14 protein-coding genes, 1 pseudogene and 2 riboswitches are annotated in these 21138 nt (G+C 30.4%); of the genes and pseudogenes, 13 read left to right on the top strand and 2 right to left on the bottom strand.

The genetic code is table 11. The features are described 5' to 3' along the window. Positions 1–48: 48 nt before the first annotated feature. Entirely contained in the window at positions 49–1353 is a 1305-nt protein-coding gene (locus ACREV6_RS19260; protein WP_431579666.1) for a glycoside hydrolase family 125 protein, read from the bottom strand. Positions 1354–1482: 129 nt separating this feature from the next. Here ACREV6_RS19260 and ACREV6_RS19255 point away from each other — a divergent pair, with 129 nt between their 5' ends. After that, positions 1483–1782: a hypothetical protein gene (locus ACREV6_RS19255; protein WP_431579692.1), complete on the top strand. Its 300-nt coding sequence runs from the start codon at positions 1483–1485 to the stop codon at positions 1780–1782. Positions 1783–1829: 47 nt separating this feature from the next. Here the strand turns inward: ACREV6_RS19255 and ACREV6_RS19250 are convergent. Continuing rightward, positions 1830–2033: pseudogene (locus tag ACREV6_RS19250) on the bottom strand (DUF624 domain-containing protein); the annotation flags it as partial. A 286-nt stretch (positions 2034–2319) separates the two neighbouring features. On the opposite strand from ACREV6_RS19250, the gene ACREV6_RS19245 reads away from it, so the two are divergent. The 12 genes from ACREV6_RS19245 to ACREV6_RS19190 all read left to right on the top strand — a co-directional run bounded on the left by ACREV6_RS19245 (position 2320) and on the right by ACREV6_RS19190 (position 21013). Further along, positions 2320–4062, top strand: coding sequence for a sensor histidine kinase (locus tag ACREV6_RS19245; protein WP_431579665.1), 1743 nt, complete (start codon positions 2320–2322; stop codon positions 4060–4062). Continuing rightward, the gene (locus tag ACREV6_RS19240; RefSeq protein WP_431579664.1) at positions 4055–5572 is read left to right on the top strand and encodes a response regulator; all 1518 of its coding nucleotides are present in this window, start codon (positions 4055–4057) and stop codon (positions 5570–5572) included. Before ACREV6_RS19245 ends, ACREV6_RS19240 begins: the two co-directional genes overlap by 8 nt. Before the next feature lie 185 nt (positions 5573–5757). After that, complete coding sequence (locus tag ACREV6_RS19235) at positions 5758–6717, top strand: ABC transporter permease (protein WP_431579663.1); 960 nt, start codon at positions 5758–5760, stop codon at positions 6715–6717. Positions 6718–6737: 20 nt separating this feature from the next. Beyond that, a complete protein-coding gene (locus ACREV6_RS19230) occupies positions 6738–7706 on the top strand; it encodes a carbohydrate ABC transporter permease (protein ID WP_431579662.1) in 969 nt (322 codons plus the stop codon). 33 nt (positions 7707–7739) lie between these two features. Next, positions 7740–10871 carry an alpha-mannosidase gene (locus ACREV6_RS19225; RefSeq protein ID WP_431579661.1) on the top strand — a complete coding sequence of 1044 codons (3132 nt, stop codon included), beginning with the start codon at positions 7740–7742 and terminating at the stop codon, positions 10869–10871. 186 nt (positions 10872–11057) lie between these two features. Further along, a complete protein-coding gene (locus tag ACREV6_RS19220) occupies positions 11058–12497 on the top strand; it encodes an ABC transporter substrate-binding protein (protein WP_431579660.1) in 1440 nt (479 codons plus the stop codon). Positions 12498–12571: 74 nt separating this feature from the next. Beyond that, positions 12572–13981 carry a glycoside hydrolase family 1 protein gene (locus tag ACREV6_RS19215; RefSeq protein WP_431579659.1) on the top strand — a complete coding sequence of 470 codons (1410 nt, stop codon included), beginning with the start codon at positions 12572–12574 and terminating at the stop codon, positions 13979–13981. Positions 13982–14014: 33 nt separating this feature from the next. Further along, positions 14015–14965, top strand: a complete 951-nt coding sequence (locus ACREV6_RS19210; protein ID WP_431579658.1) for an ROK family protein — start codon at positions 14015–14017, stop codon at positions 14963–14965. Positions 14966–15222: 257 nt separating this feature from the next. Continuing rightward, on the top strand, positions 15223–18018 hold the full coding sequence (locus tag ACREV6_RS19205) for an endo-beta-N-acetylglucosaminidase (protein WP_431579657.1): 2796 nt from the start codon (positions 15223–15225) through the stop codon (positions 18016–18018). A 60-nt stretch (positions 18019–18078) separates the two neighbouring features. After that, positions 18079–18199: riboswitch (SAM riboswitch) on the top strand. 93 nt (positions 18200–18292) lie between these two features. Next, positions 18293–18395: riboswitch (SAM riboswitch) on the top strand. 119 nt (positions 18396–18514) lie between these two features. After that, positions 18515–19513: a methionine ABC transporter ATP-binding protein gene (locus ACREV6_RS19200; protein WP_431579656.1), complete on the top strand. Its 999-nt coding sequence runs from the start codon at positions 18515–18517 to the stop codon at positions 19511–19513. Then, positions 19514–20158: a methionine ABC transporter permease gene (locus ACREV6_RS19195; RefSeq protein ID WP_431579655.1), complete on the top strand. Its 645-nt coding sequence runs from the start codon at positions 19514–19516 to the stop codon at positions 20156–20158. 36 nt (positions 20159–20194) lie between these two features. Then, on the top strand, positions 20195–21013 hold the full coding sequence (locus ACREV6_RS19190) for a MetQ/NlpA family ABC transporter substrate-binding protein (RefSeq protein ID WP_431579654.1): 819 nt from the start codon (positions 20195–20197) through the stop codon (positions 21011–21013). Positions 21014–21138 lie beyond the last annotated feature (125 nt).

The following is a 21138-nucleotide window of genomic DNA, read 5'->3' as shown; positions in this document are numbered from 1 at the left end:
TTGTGATAAGTGTTATCCAATCTAGCTTTTAAACACATTTAAGAGGGATTATAGTTTTATTTTCTTTTCTACTATAGCATCATATATGAAGTGAGCAAATAGTGAGTTAGACCAGGCAAACCAATCTCTTGTGAAAATCCTTGAATTATTACAGTGAAATCCTTCATGCATGAAACCAGTTCCAGCATCAGTGTCTATTAAAGTGTTTATTAAATCTTTTATTTTATCAATGTTATTAGTTGTAAGTCCATTCATTGAAAGAGCTATATGCCATATATATTCAGGTGGAGTGTGTGGACTGCCTATACCTTGGGCAACTGTACCTTCATAATAGAATGGATTGTTTTTACTTAATATGAATCTTCTTGTATTTTGATAAATTTTATCATCAATTCCTCTAAATTCTAAGTATGGAATTGATAAAAGACTTGGAACATTAGCATCATCCATAAAATTAAAGTTACCTAAGCCATCTACTTCGTAAGCATAAATATCTCCAAATTCTTCATTGTGAACTATACCAAATCTATCTATACCTTCTTCAATTTGAAGTCTTAGTGCAGTAGCGCTTTCTTTAAGCGTGGAATCACTAAATATAACTTCAGAAATTTCTTCTATATATCTTAAGGCTACACAAGCGAACATATTAGCTGGAACTAAGTATCCGTATTGGCAAGCATCATCACTAGGCCTAAAACCAGACCAAGTCATACCAGTATATCCAACAGGGTTTCCCAGGCCGCTATTGCATAGTGTATCAGTTGGAGCGCAGTTTAATCTTTGGAATGAGTAATCAGATTTTTCAAAGTGGGTTTGCTCAGTTTTCCATAAATCAATAATAATATTGAAAACATTTTTTATTTTATTATCAAAAAAAGATTCATCGCCTGATTGTTTCCAATATTTATATATGAGTCTAACGGGGTAACATAATGAATCTATTTCATATTTTCTTTCCCAAACCCAAGGACTATCTTTTGTTAAATCGTTGTCCCATTTTTTGCCGTTAGCTTCTTTGTTAAAGGCATTTGCATATGGATCTATAAGTATATATTTCATTTGTCTTTTTATTAATCCTGTAAAAATATATTTAAGTTCCGCGTGGTCTTTAACAAAGGGGAGATAGTGTTCTACTTGGGATGTGGAATCACGAAGCCACATAGCAGGAATATCCCCTGTTATGACAAATGTATCATCCTTTGCAACATTAACCGTAGTATCTATTGTATTAACAAAACAATTTAAAAATATTGTTCTAAGATTTTCATTTTCTATAGACCTAGATAAATCTTGTCCTATCTTTCTTACTGTAGATTTAATAACCTCTAATTTAGTGGTTGTGATAGTATTCATAAAAATCCTCCTAAAATAATAGTTTCCATGTAAGTAATTAAAAGTCTAGATTATGATATTTTGAATTAATCATAATCTAGACTTTACTATTTTGAGTAAGATGTTTCAAGTTCAAGAAGTAAGGATTTATTGGCAAAGCTAAGTGAAAATGCAAGTATACTTGAAATAAATAATATTATTGTACTTGGATTAATTTCAAATAAAATAAGTAAAACTATAAATATTAATGGATTAGATATAGTAAGGATTGGCCGGGTAAATGCCAAAATAAAGGAAGCCCTAATAACATCCATATTTTTCATAGAAAATCTACTTATTAGTATGTATATGTATGGTGTTATTAATAAAGTAAGAATTACTAGTGATGCAAATAAGCATGTTAACACTAAGCTATACTTTGCAGTAGAAAAGAATTTTATATTAGAATAAAGTATAAATACTACTATTAATTCACAACACCATAAAAAAGCGGATTGTTTAAAGTTTAATTTTAAACCTTCAATAAAATCTTTTATAATATGTAGATCCTTATTTCTAATTAACTTACCCGTGCAGTATAATAATGCTGTTAGTGATGGACCAACGGGGATTAAGCATATTAAAAATAAAGGTAAGGATAGAAAAGTGTTACTTATGCCTATAAACAAAAAGAATGATACAATTGGTATATTGAGGATCATAAAAAATAGATTTAATAAAAAGAACCAAAATATATAATTAAATATATCTAAGATTCGGTTTAAGTTGAAAAATTCTAGCATAAATAATTCCTCCTCTGTAAAAGGTTATTTTTATTATAATATAAATAGTACGAAAATTCAAAGTTATGTGGTAGAACTACATAATATTCTAGAATAAGTTCAGTAAAACAATAGAATATCATATGCAGAGAACTTTTCATAAAATTTAAAGTATGTTTAAATATACCTGTGAGCATAAATACATAAGGATGAGGGGATAGGGGAAATGCGTATAAAAAAATCAATGATATATAAAAGAATATTTAGTATTAATATGATAATGATATTTTTTTTGCTAGCAAGCTTAGATATATTTTTTATAAAAAAAGAATTAGTAACTATTAAAGAGAATAGTATATATATAAATGCAAAAGTTGCCTATGATGTAGATGAAGAAATAAATAACATAAATACCAGTACAAATTTAATAATAAAAAATATGTACAATGATAATTATATTATTAATGATGTAATGAATTTCTTGAATATGGACGGAGTATCATATTCAAAATATAAATTAGATAGGTTCTCAAATGGCAATGACTATTTTTATAAAGGTGTTGAAAGCTTTACTAGGTCTTCATTTAATATAAATGAATCTTTGAGTAATATTTCATTTGTTAGTTATAGTAGAGAAGAAACAAGTTCATTTAATAGACTAAATCAAATAAAAGTAAAAAAAAATAGAATGAATAAGTTGGGAGAAGATTATAATTTTTCTAGTATTGTATGTGAAAAAAATATTATAAGTTATATTAGAGAAATAAGAGATCCAAGAACTCTTCAGTCTAAAGGAGAATTAATATGTACATATAATTTAGATAGATTAAAAAATATTGTTAGTAAGTATGAAGAAAAATATGAGGTTATGGTTTTAGATAATAATGGGTATGTTGTATACGATTCCAATAGTGAATATCAATATGAAAAGTATTCTTACTTTTCGGAAGTAATGAAAGAGGGAGAAGAGGGTGAATTAGATAAGAATTATTATATAAATAAAGCTTTGAATGCATCAACATTAGTAACTATAGTGAAAACCCCAAAAGTGAAAGTAGCAGCCTTACCAATCAAATTTTTTGGTTCCTTATTTTTTATAAACATTTTACTTTTTATAATAGTAGAAAGAGTTTTTTATATAAAGATTAAGAAACTTAGCGATAGAATGGATGCCATACTACTGGCAATGGGAAAAGTTAAAAATGGAGAACTGGATATTTCAATTCCTATAACTAAGGAAAATGATGAAATAAATTATATTTCTGAGAATTTTAATGATATGTGTAAAAGTCTAAATCAATATATTAAAAAAAGTTATTTAGCAGAACTAAATCAAAAGAATGCCGAAATGGTAGCCCTTCAAAATCAGATTAACCCACATTTTTTATATAACACATTAGAATCTATAAGAATGAAAGCTATTTGTAATGGAGATAAAGAAGTGGGCAAAATGATATATACATTAGCATTTTTATTTAGAAAGCAAGTAAAAGAAAAAAACATTATAACTGTTAAAAATGAATTAGAATATTGCGAGAAATATTTGGAAATATTTAAGTTTAGGTACGACGAAAAATTTGAGTATAGTGTGGAATGTGAGGATGGACTTTTAGATAAAGAAATAATTAAATTTACTCTTCAGCCACTTATAGAGAATTATTTTTTTCATGGAATAAGTCTTGAGAACTCTGACAATAAGATAAGAATACAAGTAAGAAGAGAAAATGAAGATATGATTGTATATATAGTGGATAACGGCAATGGGATATCAAAAGAAAGAATTAAAAGTTTAAATGATATGTTAGAAAAAAAAGTTAATTTAGATGAATCTATAGGACTTTTAAATGCTCATGAAAGAATTACGATAAAATATGGAAAAAATTACGGAATAAAATTAATTCAAAATAAAGATAAAGGTATAATGGTTGTTGTAAAACTTCCATGCAAGGAGGTAGATAAAGATGTATAAGGTTATGTTGGTAGATGATGAAAAATTAATACTGCAAGGTTTATTAAGTATAATTGAATGGGACAAGCTAGGATTAGAAGTGACACAAACTGCCGATAATGTAATAAGTGCAATAGAAATGTTTGAAAAAAACCCTGTTAATATTATAATTACGGATATAAATATGCCTAAAGTAACAGGGCTTGAACTTATAAAAAAAATTAGATCCATAGATGAACAGGTTAAGTTTATAATATTAAGCGGATATGATGAATTTTCATATGCTAAGACGGCTATGGAGTACGGGGTAGAAAATTATATATTAAAACCAATTAATGAAGATGAGTTAGAACAAGCATTAATAAAAATTATAGATACAATGAATAGAAAAAAAGAAAAACAAAGTAGGCTACTTGATAAAAACAGAAAACTAATTCAATTTATAAATGGGAAAATAGATAAAAGTGAATTAGATAGAATACAACAGGTTATTAATATAGGATTAGATGAAAAAAGGTATACAGTAAGTAGCATAACTATTGGTCAAAGAGATAATAAAGAAAATAGTAATATAAATGATATTATTGAGAGCAGCACTTATAGTAAATGTGAAATTATACGAAACTATGATGGACAAGTAATAATAATAAATCCATGGAGTGAAGATAATACTAAGGAAGATATTATGAATTATTTTTATGTTATAAAGGATAAATTATCACAAGAACTTGATACCGATATTTTTATTGGAGTAGGAGATTTAGTAGATAGTATAGATAAATTAAAAAAAAGTTATAGTGTTGCAAATAATCTCAAAAAGTATATGTTAACAGAAGGATCTAATATATGCTTATGTAAGGAAGACATTAGTAATATAAAAGATAATAAAAGAAGTTTTTCAAAGGAAATAGAACTAATAAACAAGTTAATAATAGAAAAAAACAATGGGGAATTACAAAATTATATAATAGAGTTATTTGATGATTGTAAATTAACCCCTAAAAATATATATGATTTATCAATAAAGATATTATTCCTAGCAGATAAGATATCAGAGGAGTTTAAGATTGATGATAAATATAGTAAAGATAGCCTCAGTAATACTATAGTAGAACTTTGTAATGAAAATACTAGAGATAATGTAAAGGCTTTTCTAATTCGTGAACTTGAAGAACTTGGAAGTTTAATGAATATAAACACAATTAAATATACTCCTGTTATTCAGCAAATTATAAATAGTGTTAATGAAAAATATTACGAAGAGCTTAGTTTAAAAACACTTGCTTATCAATATAATATAAATAGTTCATACTTAGGACAAGTATTTACAAAAGAGTTAGGGGTTTCCTTCTCGGAATATTTAAATAGTACTAAGAATATGAAGGCTAAGGAGTTAATATTAAACACTAATATGAAAATAAATGATATTGCTAAAGCTGTAGGGTATTCAGATACAAGTTATTTTTATAGAAAATTCAAGAAGTATTATGGGGTGTGCCCATCGACTTTAAGAGAAATAAAAAATTACTAAATTAAACTCCTATTAATTAAAGAATTAAACTTTAATTAATAGGAGTTTTAGAATTTATAAAAATATAAAGAATAAATATCTAATTTATACACTAAAACTAAAGAAAATCAACTTTAAAAGTAACCAGTGCATATGATATATTTTATATAAGAAAAATAAACGTTTACAAAGGAGAGTGCGATAACATGAATAAAGATGTGAATATAATTAAAAGTAATCGAAAATTAAGATTTAAGAAATTAAAAGAAAATAAAGAACTTCTAATTTTAATAATTCCAGGAGCACTTTGGTTTTTAGTATTTGCATATTTACCAATGTTTGGGGTTGTGGTAGCTTTTAAGGATTGGAAAATAAATGGCGGATTTTTACAAAGTTTAGTAACTAGTAAGTGGGTAGGACTTGATAACTTTAAATTCTTATTCCAAAGCAGTGATGCATGGCTTATAACTAGGAACACTGTTGCATATAACCTTGTATTCATAGTACTTGGACTAGCACTACCAGTGACATTAGCTATATTATTAAAAGAAGTTTTGAATAAAAGAGCAGCAAAGTTTTATCAAAGTGCAATGTTCCTGCCTTACTTCTTATCATGGGTTGTAGTAAGTTATTTCTTATATACATTCTTAAGCCCAAGACAAGGGCTGGTAAATGGTGTATTTAGAAGTTTAGGAATGAACCCAGTATCATGGTATACCCAATCTAAGTATTGGCCACTTATAATAATATTTATGAGCCAATGGAAGGCTGTAGGGTATGGAACAGTCATTTATCTAGCAGCAATATGCGGTATAGATAAAACATATTATGAAGCAGCTATGATTGATGGTGCTACTAAGTGGCAACAAATAAAGTTTATAACACTTCCCTTATTAAAACCAATATTAATAATAATGTTTATAACTTCAATTGGAGGAATGTTTAGAGGGGATATGGGATTATTCTATCAACTTCCTAAAAATTCAGGGGCCTTATTCCCTGTAACAAATGTTATAGATACTTACGTATATAGAGGTTTAATGAACTTAGGTAACATAGGAATGAGTTCAGCAGCAGGATTATATCAATCAGTTGTAGGATTAGTCTTAATACTAGTAACCAATGGTATTGTTAGAAAGGTCGATAATGAGAATGCATTCTTCTAGAATGAAAGGCGGGACACGGAATGTTAGAGGTACCAAATAAAAAGGCAATATTCGCAAATAAAATAAAAAATAAAGAGCCAGTAGAAGAGGTAAATAGATTTAATTCAATATCAAAAAAGAGCAATGTAGGACTTAATATATTCTTTTCTATATTAGCAGCCATGGCCATAATACCATTTGTATTTGTTTTAATAATTTCACTAACAAGTGAGCAATCACTTAAAATGAACGGGTATCAGTTTTGGCCAAAAGAGTGGAGTTTAGAAGCTTATAAATATATTTTCACAGCAGGTAATCAAATAACTAGAGCATATGGAATAACTATAATTGTAACGGTAGCAGGGACATTACTAGGTCTTGCAATAATGGCAACATATGCATATGCACTATCAAGAAAGAGTTTTGTTTATAGAAAATTCTTTACAAAGTTAATATTCATACCAATGTTATTTTCAGGTGGTATGGTTGCTTCTTACTTAGTAGTCACAAGATGTTTAGGCTTAAAGGACAATATATTAGCACTTATACTTCCTATATGTGTAAGTTCATTTAATATAATAGTACTTAGAACGTTTTTCAAAACAACAGTACCGGATGCAATTATTGAAGCAGCGAAAATTGATGGAGCCTCGGAGTGGATAACATTTTTAAAAGTAGTTTTACCTATATCTATACCTGGTATAGCAACTATAGGATTATTCTTAACACTTGGGTTCTGGAATGACTGGTTTAATGCTATGTTATACATTAATAGGAATAGCTTAATACCACTACAGTATCTGCTTGTAAGAATTGAAACTTCAATGGAATTTTTAACTAATAATGCAGCAACAATGGGCACAGGAGCAATAGAAGCAGCTAGTAAAATGCCTAAAGAAACAGCTAAAATGGCTATAGTGGTAATAACCACATTACCAATTCTATTTGCTTATCCCTTCTTCCAAAAATATTTTGTTGGTGGATTAACTATTGGAGCAGTAAAAGAGTAGTATAAAATAATAACAGTATAAGAGGTGCATAATATGTATTATTTATTAGAAAGAATAGAAAAGACTTGTAGAGAAATAGAAAAGCACATATATAGAGATAGTGTTAATCTTGAAAACTATATGTATATAGATGGAAATTATCATGATATAGATGGAATTAAAGAAGCACCAGTAGATGGATGGAGAGAATTTAAAACAGAAGATCTTTGGGGTGGACGTGATTGTCATGGTTGGTTTAAATGTGAAGTAGAAGTTCCAGAAAGCTTTCATGGAGAAACTATAGCATTAAACTTTCATACTTTTGATGAAGGATGGGATGCAACAAATCCACAATTTAGTATATACGTTAATGGAGAACAAATACAAGGGCTTGATATAAATCATAGAGAAGTTATATTAACTCACAATGCAGTTTTTGGAACAAAGTATAAAATAGATTTGTATGCCTATGCAGGAATGCTTGCAGATAAGAAAGCTACATTACATGGAAAATTAGTAGTAGTAGATATGGCTGCAAGGGAACTATACTTTAATTTAAAAGTACCAGTAGGAGTTTGCAGGGAGTTAGATAAGGAAGATAAAAATAGAATAGATATGATAACAGTTTTAAATGATGCTATAAATCTATTGGATTTAAGAAGACCAAAATCAAAGGAATATGATGAAAGTGTAACAGTTGTTAATGATTATTTAAATAAAAAGTTCTACGGTGCATTATGTGGGCATGAGGATGTAATTGCTACCTGTGTTGGACATACTCATATAGATGTTGCTTGGCTATGGACAGTTGCACAAACAAGAGAAAAGGTTGAAAGAAGTTTTTCAACAGTTCTTAAGTTGATGGAAGAGTATCCAGAGTATGTGTTTATGTCATCACAACCACAACTTTATAAATTTTTAAAAGAGGATCACCCAAAACTTTATGAAAAAGTTAAAGCGAAAATTGCTGGAGGAGCTTGGGAAGCAGAAGGTGCTATGTGGCTTGAAGCTGATTGTAATGTAACATCAGGAGAATCATTAGTAAGACAAATATTACATGGCAAAAGATTTTTTAAAGAAGAGTTTAATATTGATAGTGAAGTGCTTTGGTTACCAGATGTTTTTGGTTATTCAGCAGCACTACCTCAAATATTAAAGAAATCGGATGTAAACTACTTTATGACAACAAAGATATCTTGGAATCAATTTAATAAAATTCCAAATGACACATTTATGTGGCAAGGAATAGATGGAACAGAGGTATTAACTCACTTTATAACTACAACAGGACCAGAGCAAGAAAGAGATTCTCATTTCACAACTTATAATGGACATATACGACCAGATGCGATAATGGGAGCTTGGAGGAGATACCAAAACAAAAACATAAATAATGATGTTTTAGTTTCATATGGATGGGGAGACGGTGGTGGTGGTGCCACTTTAGAAATGTTAGAAAACGGAAGAAGACTTGCTAAAGGTATTCCAGGAGCTCCAAGAGTTAAAATGGGAACATCCTTAGATTATTTTAAGAGATTAGAAGAAAAAGTTGGAGATAATAAGAAATTACCAAAGTGGGTTGGAGAATTATATCTTGAATACCATAGAGGAACATATACTTCAATGGCTAGAAACAAGAGAGATAATAGAGCTTGCGAAAACATATATACAGCAGCAGAAAAGGTAAATTCATTAGCAATGTTAGAAGGAAAGAACTACCCATACAATAGTATAAGAGATTCCTGGGAAACAGTTTTATTAAATCAATTTCATGATATAATCCCAGGTTCTTCAATAAAGGAAGTTTATGATGTAACCCAAGTTGAATATAGCGCTTTATTAGAAAATGGTAATAAATTAATTAATGAAGGTATAGAATATTTAGCTTCTAAGATAAACATAAAAGACAGAAGTGTTGTAGTATCAAATACTTTAGGATTTGAAAGAAATGACATAGCTACATTTGTTGTACCAGAAGATATAACCATGCCTGCAATAGTGGACAATAATGGAGAAGAAATAGTATGTCAAAGAATAGAAGAAAACAAGGCAATATTCTTTGCAAACAATATCCCAGCTAATGGATATAAAACATTGAAAATAGTTGAAGCTACTAAAGCTCATGAGGAAAAAGTGAACCTAAGTATTAGCCAAGGAGAAAACAAGTTTTTTACAATTAAATTTGATGATAAGGGACAAATAATATCATTTATTGATAAAGCAGCAAATAGAGAAATATTAAAAAGTGGAGCTATAGGAAATGAAATTCAAGCATTTGAAGATAAACCTATGTGCTTTGATAACTGGGATCTAGATATATATTATAAAGAAAAAATGTGGAGAATAGATGATGTTCAAAGCATTGAAGTTATAGAAGCAGGTCCAGTAAGAAGTACCTTAAAAATTCAAAGAAGGTTCTTAGAATCTATTATTATACAAAAAATTCATGTCTATAATGACCTTGGAAGAATAGATTTCGACACATATATTGATTGGAAAGAACAAGATGTATTGTTAAAGGTAGCATTCCCAATTGATACAAATGCTACAGAAGCAACCTATGAAATACAATACGGAAATGTTACAAGGCCAACCCATAACAATACTTCATGGGAAATCGCCAGATTTGAAGTTTGTGGACACAAATGGGTAGATATTTCAGAAGGTGATTTTGGAGTATCAATGCTTAACAATAGTAAATATGGACACGATATCAAAGACGGGAATATGAGATTAACATTACTTAAATCAACTTCAGATCCAAATCCAGCAGCAGATAAAGAAGAACATTATTTCACTTATTCACTATACACACATGTTGGAACTTGGAAAGAGGCAGATACAGCTCAAAGAGCATATGAATTAAATATACCACTATATACTATGGTTGAAGAAGCTCATGCAGGTAAATTGGCAGAAAAAGCAAGCTTGGTTAATGTAAATAAGAGCAATATTATTATAGAAGTTGTTAAAAAAGCTGAAGATACAGATCACTTAATAGTAAGGATGTACGAATTTCATAACAAGAGAACAAATGCTACATTAGAATTCTTTAAAGATATTGAAGAAATATGCGAATGCAATTTAATGGAAAGAGATTTAGATACTATTTGTGCAACTGGAAATAAAATTAATTTTACAATTAAGCCATATGAAATAAAGACATTCAAATTTAAGCTAAAATAAAAATATAATAGCTAGTTCATATTGTCTTAATAATATTTTTATAATTATTGAGATAATATGAAATTAATAAGGGAACTTAATAGAATAAGTCAACTAAACATTGAAAAAGTTCACTATAAAAACATAAAAACATGGCTTATAATTATCTTGTAAACGTTTTTAAAAATGAATATGGGGGGATTAAAAATGAAAAGAATTAAAAAATTAATAACTCTGGCAGCTTGTGCAATAATATCAACAAGTATATTGGCTGGTTGCAGTGGATCTTCTTCAGAAAGTAAAAAAGATGAACCTGTTAAACTAAAGTGGTATACAATTGGCGCAGAGCCTAAGGATATAAAATTAGTACAAGGTGAAGTAAATAAATATTTATTAAAAAAGATGAATGCAACTATAGATATGCAATTTATAGATTATGGAGATTATACTCAAAAATTGGGAGTTACAATAAACTCAGGGGAAAACTTTGATTTAGCATTTACATGCTCCTGGGCTGGAGATTATTTAGGTAATTCTGTAAAAGGTGGCTTTTTAGAATTAAACGATTATTTAAAAACAACAGGTAAGGGTATGAATGATATTATAGACAAAAGGTTTTGGGATGGAGCAACTATTAATGGTAAAATATACGGAGTACCTAATCAAAAGGAAATATCAACAGCACCAATGTGGGTATTTACTAAAGAATATATAGACAAATACAAGATACCATATGACAAACTTCATACATTACAAGATTTAGAACCTTGGTTAAAAATTATAAAAGAAAAGGAACCAGATGTAGTGCCATTATATATAACTAAAGGGTTCTCAGGACCACAATACTTTGATCAATTAGTTGACCCAGTTGGAGTGGAATATGGTGATAATAATTTAACTATAAAAAACATGTTTGAAACAGATAAAATGAAGAGTGATTTACAAACTTTAAGAAAATACTATAAATTAGGGTATATAAATGCAGATTCAGCTACAGCACAAGACGATAAAGCAGTTAAGAGATTTACAACTAAAGGTGATGGACAACCTTACGCAGAAAAACTTTGGTCTAAAGACTTAAATTATGAAGTAGTAGCTACGCCAATAATGGATTCATATATAACAAATGCGTCAACAACAGGATCAATGATAGCAGTATCAAGTAATTCTAAAAACAAGGAAAAATCAGTTGAATTCTTAAATCTTTTAAATACTGATAAATATTTAAGGAACTTAATGAATTATGGTATTGAAGGAACTCATTATACAAAAATGGGTGAGGGCCAAATTAAGATAGTAGAAGCAAATAGAAAGAAATACGAAATTGGATATTACACAATAGGGAACCTATTTATTACAGATGTTTTAAGTAATGAGCCAAAAGACAAATGGAATGAATTTAGAAAGTTTAATGATGCAGCAAAAAATTCACCAGCTTTAGGATTTAAATTTGATAGATCAGGGGTAAGTAATGAAATAGCAGCTGTAAATAATGTTTTAGAAGAATTTAAAGCAACACTTTATAGTGGTTCAGTTGATATTGATGAATATTTACCAAAACTAAATAGCAAGTTAAAAGAACAAGGGATAGATAAAATTATAAAAGAAATGCAAAAACAAATAGATGAATGGAAGAAGACTAAGTAAAAATATAGGAACATAAAACAAACTCTATGTATTTACATAGAGTTTGTTTTTATAAAATAGGGGTGTCTATGTATATGAAACAATTAAAAGCTATGAATAACATTTTTCCCAAAGATTTTTGGTGGGGAGCTGCAACATCAGGGCCACAAGCAGAGGGTAGATTTAATAAAGCACATAGAAATGTATTCGATTATTGGTTTGATATAGAACCTAGTAAATTTTTCAAGGAGGTTGGACCAAATGTAGCATCAAACTTTTATAATAGCTACGAATCAGATTTAGAAATGTTAAAACAAATAGGATTAAACTCTTTTAGAACTTCAATACAATGGACAAGGCTTATAAAGAACTTAGAAACTTGTGAAGTAGATGAAGATGGAGTTAGATTCTATAATGATGTAATAGACAAGTGTTTAAGTCTTGGAATTACGCCCATTATGAACTTACATCATTTTGATTTACCAGTAGAATTATATGAAAAATATAGTGGATGGGAATCAAAACATGTTGTAGATTTATTTGCTAAGTTTGCAAGAAAAGCGTTTGAACTGTTTAGTGATAGAGTTAAGTATTGGGCAACATTCAACGAACCTATAGTTATAATTGAAGGACAATATTTATATAAGCATCATTACCCACAAGTTGTTGATGGCAGAAGAGCAGTACAAGCTTCTTATAATTTAGCTTTAGCTTCAGCTAAAGCAATTAAAGAATTTAAAGAACTTGGATGTCATAAGGATGGTGGGAGAATATGTACAATATTAAATCTTACACCATCATATCCAAGAAGTAATTCGGATGAAGATTTGAAAGCATCAAATATTGCAGATATGTTCTTTAATAGAATGTTTTTAGACCCAGCTGTGCATGGAATATTCCCGGAAGAGTTAGTGGAGATATTTAAAAACGACGGGATTATGTGGCAATGTACAGAAGAAGAAAATAATATAATAAAGGAAAATACAGTAGATTACCTAGGTGTTAATTATTATAAGCCTTCACGCATAATGGCAAGAGAGACTGAATTTGATTTAAGCAATGGATGGATGCCAGAAAAATACTTTGCAAGGTATGATATGCCAGGAAAAAGAATGAATCCCTATAGAGGATGGGAAATATACCCTGAGGCTATGTATGATGTGGCAATTAACATAAGGGATAATTATAAAAACATACCTTGGTATGTTTCAGAAAATGGGATGGGTGTAGAAGGAGAATCTAGATTTGAAAATGCTGAAGGCATCATAGAAGATGACTACAGAATAGAGTTTATTAGAGAACATTTACAGTGGTTGAATAGTGGAATTGAGGATGGGACAAACTGCTTTGGATATCATTTATGGACGCCAATTGATTGTTGGTCATGGAATAATGCATACAAAAATAGATATGGTTTAATATCTTTAGATTTAGAAACGCAAGTGAAAACTATTAAGAAATCAGGATACTGGATGAAAGAAGTTTCTAAAAATAACGGGTTTTAATTTCACCTCTGGGGTGTAAATAAAGGGAGTGGTATGAATATGAAGTATATAATTGGAGTAGATTTAGGTGGAACTAAAATAAGCTGTGCATTGTCAAATTTATCAGGTGAAGTAATTGAAATACAAGTAGTTGAAACTAATGCAAGTCAAGGTGAAACTGCAATATTAAATAGAATTATAAATGTAATTGATAAGGTTATGCGAAACAAAAACATTAGTATAGGGGATGTTAAAGCCATAGGGATAGGTGCACCAGGCCCACTAGATGCTAGAAGGGGACTTATAGTAGAGCCTGCAAACCTTCCATTTAAAAACTTTGATTTAGTAACCCCGATAGTGGATAGGTTTAATATTCCTGTTTACCTAGATAATGATGCCAATGTAGCGGCCATTGGAGAGTTTATGTTTGGTGCTGGAAAAGGCACAGAAAATATGATTTATATAACTGTAAGCACTGGAATTGGTGGGGGTGCTATTCTTAATGGACAAGTATATAGAGGAAGAACAACAAATGCTTTAGAAATTGGTCATACAACTGTAGAACCATTTAGTAGTGCAAGATGCAATTGTGGGAATTTAGGTTGCTTAGAAGCTCTAGCGTCAGGAACAGCAATAGCTAAAAGGGCAAAAGATGCTGTTTTAAGCAATATTTATACAAGTTTAAAAGTGTATAAAACATTAACAGCATATGAAGTGTTTGAAGAAGCCAAAAATGGGGACAAAGTGGCAATTTCTATAAGGGATACTGCTTTAGAATATTTGGGCATTGGAGTAACAAATATTATTAATACCTTTGACCCAGACATTGTAGTAATAGGTGGGGGAGTTTCAAAAGCTGGTGAAATAGTCTTTGATAAAGTTAAAAAGGTTGTTAATGAAAGGGGTCTTAAAACAATGACTGCTGGCTGTGAAATAGTGCCTGCAAAGCTAGGAATAGATGCAGGAGTTATAGGTGCAGTTGCATTAGCAATACTACAAAGTTAATTTTTTTGGTTATGTTTAGTGGTATTAGTAAGTGATTTTAGAAAATGTATATTTTATTCACTTTTTCTAAAATTACTACACTTGTTCCTAGAACTTTAGATGTGTTAAAGTTTAATTGTAATCGTTTTAATTGTAATTAAAGTCAGATTAGATCTATATTTTGAGAGTATGCATTAAACGTAGCACTCTTAAATTAAGATATAAAAGGAGTCTTGAAATTATAAATTGGCTTCTTAAATTTAGGGGGGGATAAGTATATGAACTTAAAAAATAAAAACATGAAAAAGCTAAAACTTTTAGCGCCTGCACTTTTAGCTATTACGGTTAGTTTTAGTCTTGTTTCTTGCACTGAGCGTACGGCGGAAAGTAGTTACCGTATAACAGAGGAGGCCAGTGAATTTGTTATAGCAAATCAACCTATATCATCTCAATGGTTTCCAAAAGAACTTTCAAAATGGAAATCAAAAGAGGACAAGAATGCTAATTTCAATAAAAGCTCAGTACCACTAGCTAAAAGAGTGGATAAGAGCAAATTATATCCTGTTAATGCATCGCAAAACAAGGATATGAATGTTGTTGCTATTTCAATAATGAATGCTAGTACTAGTGGAAATGCATCTCAGGGGTCTAACAAATTCGCATCTAATACATTTTCTTATTGGCAATATATCGATAAACTTGTATATTGGGGAGGGTCTTCAGGTGAGGGGTTAATAGTCCCACCAACTGCTGATGTTACTGATTCGGCTCATAAAAATGGTGTTCCAGTTTTAGGAACAATATATTTCCCACCCACAGCTTATGGCGGAAAGTTAGAATGGCTTAATGAATTTCTAGAAAAGGATGCTAGTGATAATTTCATTATGGTTGATAAACTTATAGAAGTTTCTAAAACTTACAATTTCGACGGTTGGTTTATAAACCAAGAAACCGAAGGTACAAAAGAAGCTCCTTTGTCTAAGAATCATGCGGTTCTTATGCAAGAATTTATAAAACAATTTAAGAGCAAAGCTAAAGATGGGTTGGAGATAATGTGGTATGACTCTATGACGAAGGATGGTAAAATGGATTGGCAAAATGCTCTTAATGAGAAGAATGATTATTTTTTAGTTGATGGAGATAAGAAACCTGTTGCTGATAGCATGTTCTTAAATTTCTGGTGGACTAATAAAAAACTTGTTGAGAAAGAATTACTTAAGGCTTCAAATAAAAGAGCTGAAGAAATTGCTGTAAATCCATATAATATATATGCTGGAGTAGATGTTCAAGCTGATGGGGTAAGTACTCCGGTGCGTTGGGACTTATTTGAAAAGGATGCTAAAAGTAACTTCACATCTCTTGGACTTTATGCTCCTAGTTGGACATTCTTCTCTTCAAACACTATAGAAGAGTTTGAGAATAAGGAAAATAGACTATGGGTAAATGAATTTAAAAATCCATCTATGCCTACAGAAATTAAAGGGACACAGTGGAAAGGGATTTCAACTTATGCTATTGAAAAATCAGTTGTAAATACATTGCCCTTCACAACTAATTTTAATATAGGCAATGGATATAACTTCTTTATTAATGGAGAAAAGGTATCTTCTCTTGACTGGAATAACAGAAGTCTTGCAGATATAATGCCAACTTATAGATGGATGATTAAAAATGAAGGTAAGAATAAATTAAATACTTCTATAGATTTTGCTTCGGCCTTCTATGGTGGAAATTCTATAAAGTTTATGGGGAATTTAGAAGCTGCTAAATCTTCTACGGTAAAACTTTATAGTGCTGATCTTAAACTTCAAAAGGGGATTAAATTCTCTACCTCAGCAAAATCAAGTGCAAAAGTGGATCTTGATTTGATTTTAGAATTCCATGATGGAACAACTGAAAATATAAAAGCTGATAAAAGTATAGCAGTAGAATGGACAACTGTAACCTATGATGTTTCTAAGTTTAAGGATAAATCAATTAAAACAATGTCTTACAAAATGTCTTCAGAAAAGGATATTAGTAATTTAGTTTTTAATTTAGGAAATATAACAATACAAGACCCTAAATCTAGCAAAAAAGTTTCTGTTGGTAACCTAAAACTTGATGATGCTAAATTTGAGGAAGACGATATGTATGCTGGTGCAAGGCTTTCTTGGGACAAAGGTAGCCAAACAGATGTTGATCATTACGAAGTTTACAGAATTAATGATGATAAAACAAAATCATTCTTGGGGGCTACTCCAAATAATATGTTCTTTATAAATGCTCTTAAGAGAGATGCTAAATTAGATAAAACTACATTTGAAGTAGTGGCTATTAATAAAAACTACATTGCAGGAAAAACAAGTCAAGCAGTTATGAAGTGGCCTGCAAATAATATACCTAAAGCAAAATTCAAAGTATCAAAATCATTAGTTTCACCTGGTGAAAAAATAACATTTGAAAGTCTTAGCTCTGCGATTACTGAAAATGTAGAGTGGAGTCTACCTGGTGCAAGTGTTGAAAAAAGTACAGATAATAAGCCAATTGTTAGCTATGCTAAAGAAGGCGTATATTCAGTTACATTAACAGCTAAAAATAAAGAGGGAAAAGATGTTAAGGTTATTAAAGACCTTATAACAGTAAGTGGTAAGGTTAAAGGTGAACTTGCAAACCTTTCACAAAATAAAAAAGTTACTGCTTCAAGCTTTGTTAATGGCAATGAAGCACCTAAATTCGCTTTAGATGGAAAGACTAATACAAAATGGTGTGCAACAGGTCCTGCACCTCATGATATTACAATAGACCTTGGTGGTGTTAAAACAATAAGTGAGATTCGTATGGGCCATGCTGAGGCTGGTGGCGAAAATCCAGATATGAATACTAAAAGTTACACAGTGGAAACTAGTTTAGATGGAGTGAAATTCACACCATTGTTAGAAGTTCTTAAAAATCCACTTGCAAAAACTAGCGATATATTTAAAGCTACTAAGGCTAAGTATGTAAAAATAAATGTGTTGAAACCAAGTCAAGGAGCAGATTCAGCTGTAAGAATATATGAAATAGATGTTCTTGGAATGGATGGTACTCTTTAAAAAAAACTTCTTTACATTTTCACCATATAGTGATAATATAACTTTAATTTAATAAATTAATTCTCATCAAGAGAGGTAGAGGGACTGGCCCTATGACACCTCGGCAACCGTCAGATATCATTTGTCTGAAAAGGTGCTAATTCCTGCGCTAAGTTCCTTAGAACCTAGCGGAAGATGAGAGAGGTGACCTTGTAATTTTATACCTCTTTCATCATTTATATTGATGGAAGAGGTTTTTTGTTTTTAAAATGAATTTAAAATAAAATTTAATATTGTCTTATCAAGAGAGGTGGAGGGAATGGCCCTATGAAACCCGACAACCAGTATCATATATGATACATGGTGTTAAATCCTGCAGCATTGCTGCGAGATAAGAATAAGTTTGGCATTAGAGCCCAAGTTTATTCTTGGGTTCTATTTTTTTTAGGAAAATAATTGCGAGTAGTAATATTCACAATGAAAAAAAGTAATAAACAATGAAGAGAGAAGGGATTTTATGATTAAAGTTTGTGGTATAAGTAAAAGTTTTTCCAGCCAGGAAGTGTTAAGTAATATTTCTTTTACAGTGGACAAAGGCGATATTTATGGAGTTATTGGTCACAGTGGTGCTGGCAAATCCACTTTGCTTAGATGTTTTAATGGTCTAGAAACCTATGATAAAGGTAGCATTAATATAATGGGAAAAGAAGTAAAGCAGTTAAGTTCCAAGGAGCTTCGGGAGTTTAGAAAAAATGTAGGTATTATATTTCAAAGTTTCAATCTTATTAGCAGAAAAAATGTTTTTGAAAATATAGCCTTTCCACTAGAGGTATGGGGTATGGATAAAAATTTTATTAAAGAAAGAGTAGATAGCTTAATAGAATTAGTTGGACTTAAGGATAAAGTAAATAGCAGTATACGCGAACTTAGCGGAGGACAAAAGCAAAGAGTTGGAATTGCAAGAGCCTTGGCACTTAATCCAAAAATATTACTTTGTGATGAAGCTACCTCTGCCTTAGATCCTAAAACTACAAAATCTATATTGGAGCTTTTAAGAGATATAAATAACAAATTTAATATAACAATTATCCTGGTTACTCATCAAATGGAGGTGGTAAAAGAGATTTGTAATAAATTTATTCTTTTAGAAGGAGGTGAGATTAAAAGTAGCGGCATTACAGATGAATTATTTATTAGACCAACAAATGAAATGAAAACACTTATAGGGGAGGAAGAATTATTACCTAATACAGGGCATAACATTAAAATATTTTTTCCAAAGGAAATTAGCCAGAGTTGCTTAATAACGTCCATAGCTAGAGAGTTAAATATAGATTTTTCAATAGTGTGGGGCAGGCTTGAAAAATTTAGGGATAACGTTATGGGTAGTCTTATAATAAATGTAAGTGAGGAAAACAAGGAAAAAATATTAAACTATTTAGATGAAAAATCTATAGACTGGGAGCTTATTAATTATTTAGTGAAGAAGGATGAATATAAGGAGGGGGGAATATAAATGCTATTTAAAGATGTTTTGCTACCTGCACTTTTAGACACAATATATATGGTAGGGGTGTCTACAATTTTTACAGTGATTTTAGGGTTTATAACAGCCGTGGGACTTATTATAAGTAGCCCTAAAGGTCTAAGACCAAATGCTTTAATTTATAAAAGTTTAAATTTAGTAGTAAATATACTTCGTTCTTTTCCTTTTATTATATTAATGATATCTATATTCCCTCTAACTAAATTTATTGTTGGGACAACCATAGGGACTAATGCAGCCATAGTTCCATTAACCCTTGGAGCGGCTCCTTTTGCCGCAAGGATAATAGAAACTGCACTACTGGAGGTGGATTACGGAATAATTGAGGCGGCTAAGTCCGTTGGTGCGAAAACTCATCAAATTATATTCAAAGTTATGGTGAAAGAGGCAATGCCCTCTATAGTGCTTGGAGTTACATTAACCATAATAAATATCATAGGTTACTCTGCTATGGCTGGAACAATTGGTGGTGGGGGGCTTGGAGATGTAGCAGTAAAATATGGCTACTATAGATTTAAAACAGATATCATGGTATACACTGTAATTATTTTAATTGTAGTTGTTCAAATAATTCAAGCCTTAGGAAATTTATTGTATAGAAAAATGATTAAATAAATCTTAAATTATAAGAATATGAGGAGGAAATTTAAAATGAAAAAAATATTAAGCCTATTATTAACAATAGTTGTGATCCTAACAGTAAGTGGCTGTGGAGAAAAAAAAGAAGAGGCTACGACTACCAAGGTTGCAGCTGAGAAAAAAATAATAAAAGTAGGTGCTTCACCGGTGCCTCATAAAGAGATATTAGAGGTGGCAGCACCAATCCTCGCAAAAGAGGGATATACACTTGAAATAGTAGAATTTATTGACTATGTAACACCAAACACTTCACTAGCCGAAGGACAACTAGATGCTAATTTCTTTCAACATGTACCTTATTTGAAATCCTTCAGTAAAGAAAAAAATCTAAAACTTGATTATACTGTAAAGGTTCATCTAGAACCTATGGGTGTGTACTCTAGTAAATACAAAAAACTCAGTGATTTAAAAAATGGGGCTGAAATAGCTATTCCAAGTGACCCTACAAATGGAGCAAGAGCACTTAGAGTACTTGAAAATGCTGGGCTCATAAAATTAAAAAGTGGAGAACTTATTTCAAAACTTGATATTACAGAAAATCCAAAAAAACTTAAAATAACAGAACTCGATGCTCCTCAACTACCAAGGATATTAAAAGATGTGGACGCAGCAGTTATAAATTCAAATTTTGCCATAGAAGCTAAATTAAATCCAGAAGCGGATTCACTAGCAATTGAATCAAAAGATTCTCCTTATGCAAATGTTCTTGCAGTTAGAAGTGAAGACAAAACTAAACCTTATATACAGGCACTTTCAAAGGCTTTAAATTCTCCAGAAGTTAAAAAGTTTATTGAGGATAAATATAAAGGAAATATAATTCCAACATTTTAGATGTCACCTTGGTGGCAAATTATGAAATAAGAATGTAGATTAATTAAAACTACATTCTTATTTTTTATTATATAGTGAATTATAAAGTTTCAAAGGAGTTCATATCTTTTACATTTCAATGAACT

This window comes from Clostridium sp. (assembly GCF_050717515.1).
Taxonomy (GTDB): Bacteria; Bacillota; Clostridia; order Clostridiales; family Clostridiaceae; genus Clostridium_AD.
Note: the sequence above shows the minus strand (reverse complement) of the source record. Positions and strands in the feature narration are given on the sequence as shown.

Excerpts from the sequence above, each read along its gene's own strand:
- ACREV6_RS19260 (WP_431579666.1), bottom strand. The coding sequence starts at position 1,353 with ATGAATACTATCACAACCACTAAATTAGAGGTTATTAAATCTACAGTA.
- ACREV6_RS19245 (WP_431579665.1), top strand. The coding sequence starts at position 2,320 with ATGCGTATAAAAAAATCAATGATATATAAAAGAATATTTAGTATTAAT.
- ACREV6_RS19240 (WP_431579664.1), top strand. The coding sequence starts at position 4,055 with ATGTATAAGGTTATGTTGGTAGATGATGAAAAATTAATACTGCAAGGT.
- ACREV6_RS19235 (WP_431579663.1), top strand. The coding sequence starts at position 5,758 with ATGAATAAAGATGTGAATATAATTAAAAGTAATCGAAAATTAAGATTT.
- ACREV6_RS19230 (WP_431579662.1), top strand. The coding sequence starts at position 6,738 with ATGTTAGAGGTACCAAATAAAAAGGCAATATTCGCAAATAAAATAAAA.
- ACREV6_RS19225 (WP_431579661.1), top strand. The coding sequence starts at position 7,740 with ATGTATTATTTATTAGAAAGAATAGAAAAGACTTGTAGAGAAATAGAA.
- ACREV6_RS19220 (WP_431579660.1), top strand. The coding sequence starts at position 11,058 with ATGAAAAGAATTAAAAAATTAATAACTCTGGCAGCTTGTGCAATAATA.
- ACREV6_RS19215 (WP_431579659.1), top strand. The coding sequence starts at position 12,572 with ATGAAACAATTAAAAGCTATGAATAACATTTTTCCCAAAGATTTTTGG.
- ACREV6_RS19210 (WP_431579658.1), top strand. The coding sequence starts at position 14,015 with ATGAATATGAAGTATATAATTGGAGTAGATTTAGGTGGAACTAAAATA.
- ACREV6_RS19205 (WP_431579657.1), top strand. The coding sequence starts at position 15,223 with ATGAACTTAAAAAATAAAAACATGAAAAAGCTAAAACTTTTAGCGCCT.
- ACREV6_RS19200 (WP_431579656.1), top strand. The coding sequence starts at position 18,515 with ATGATTAAAGTTTGTGGTATAAGTAAAAGTTTTTCCAGCCAGGAAGTG.
- ACREV6_RS19195 (WP_431579655.1), top strand. The coding sequence starts at position 19,514 with ATGCTATTTAAAGATGTTTTGCTACCTGCACTTTTAGACACAATATAT.
- ACREV6_RS19190 (WP_431579654.1), top strand. The coding sequence starts at position 20,195 with ATGAAAAAAATATTAAGCCTATTATTAACAATAGTTGTGATCCTAACA.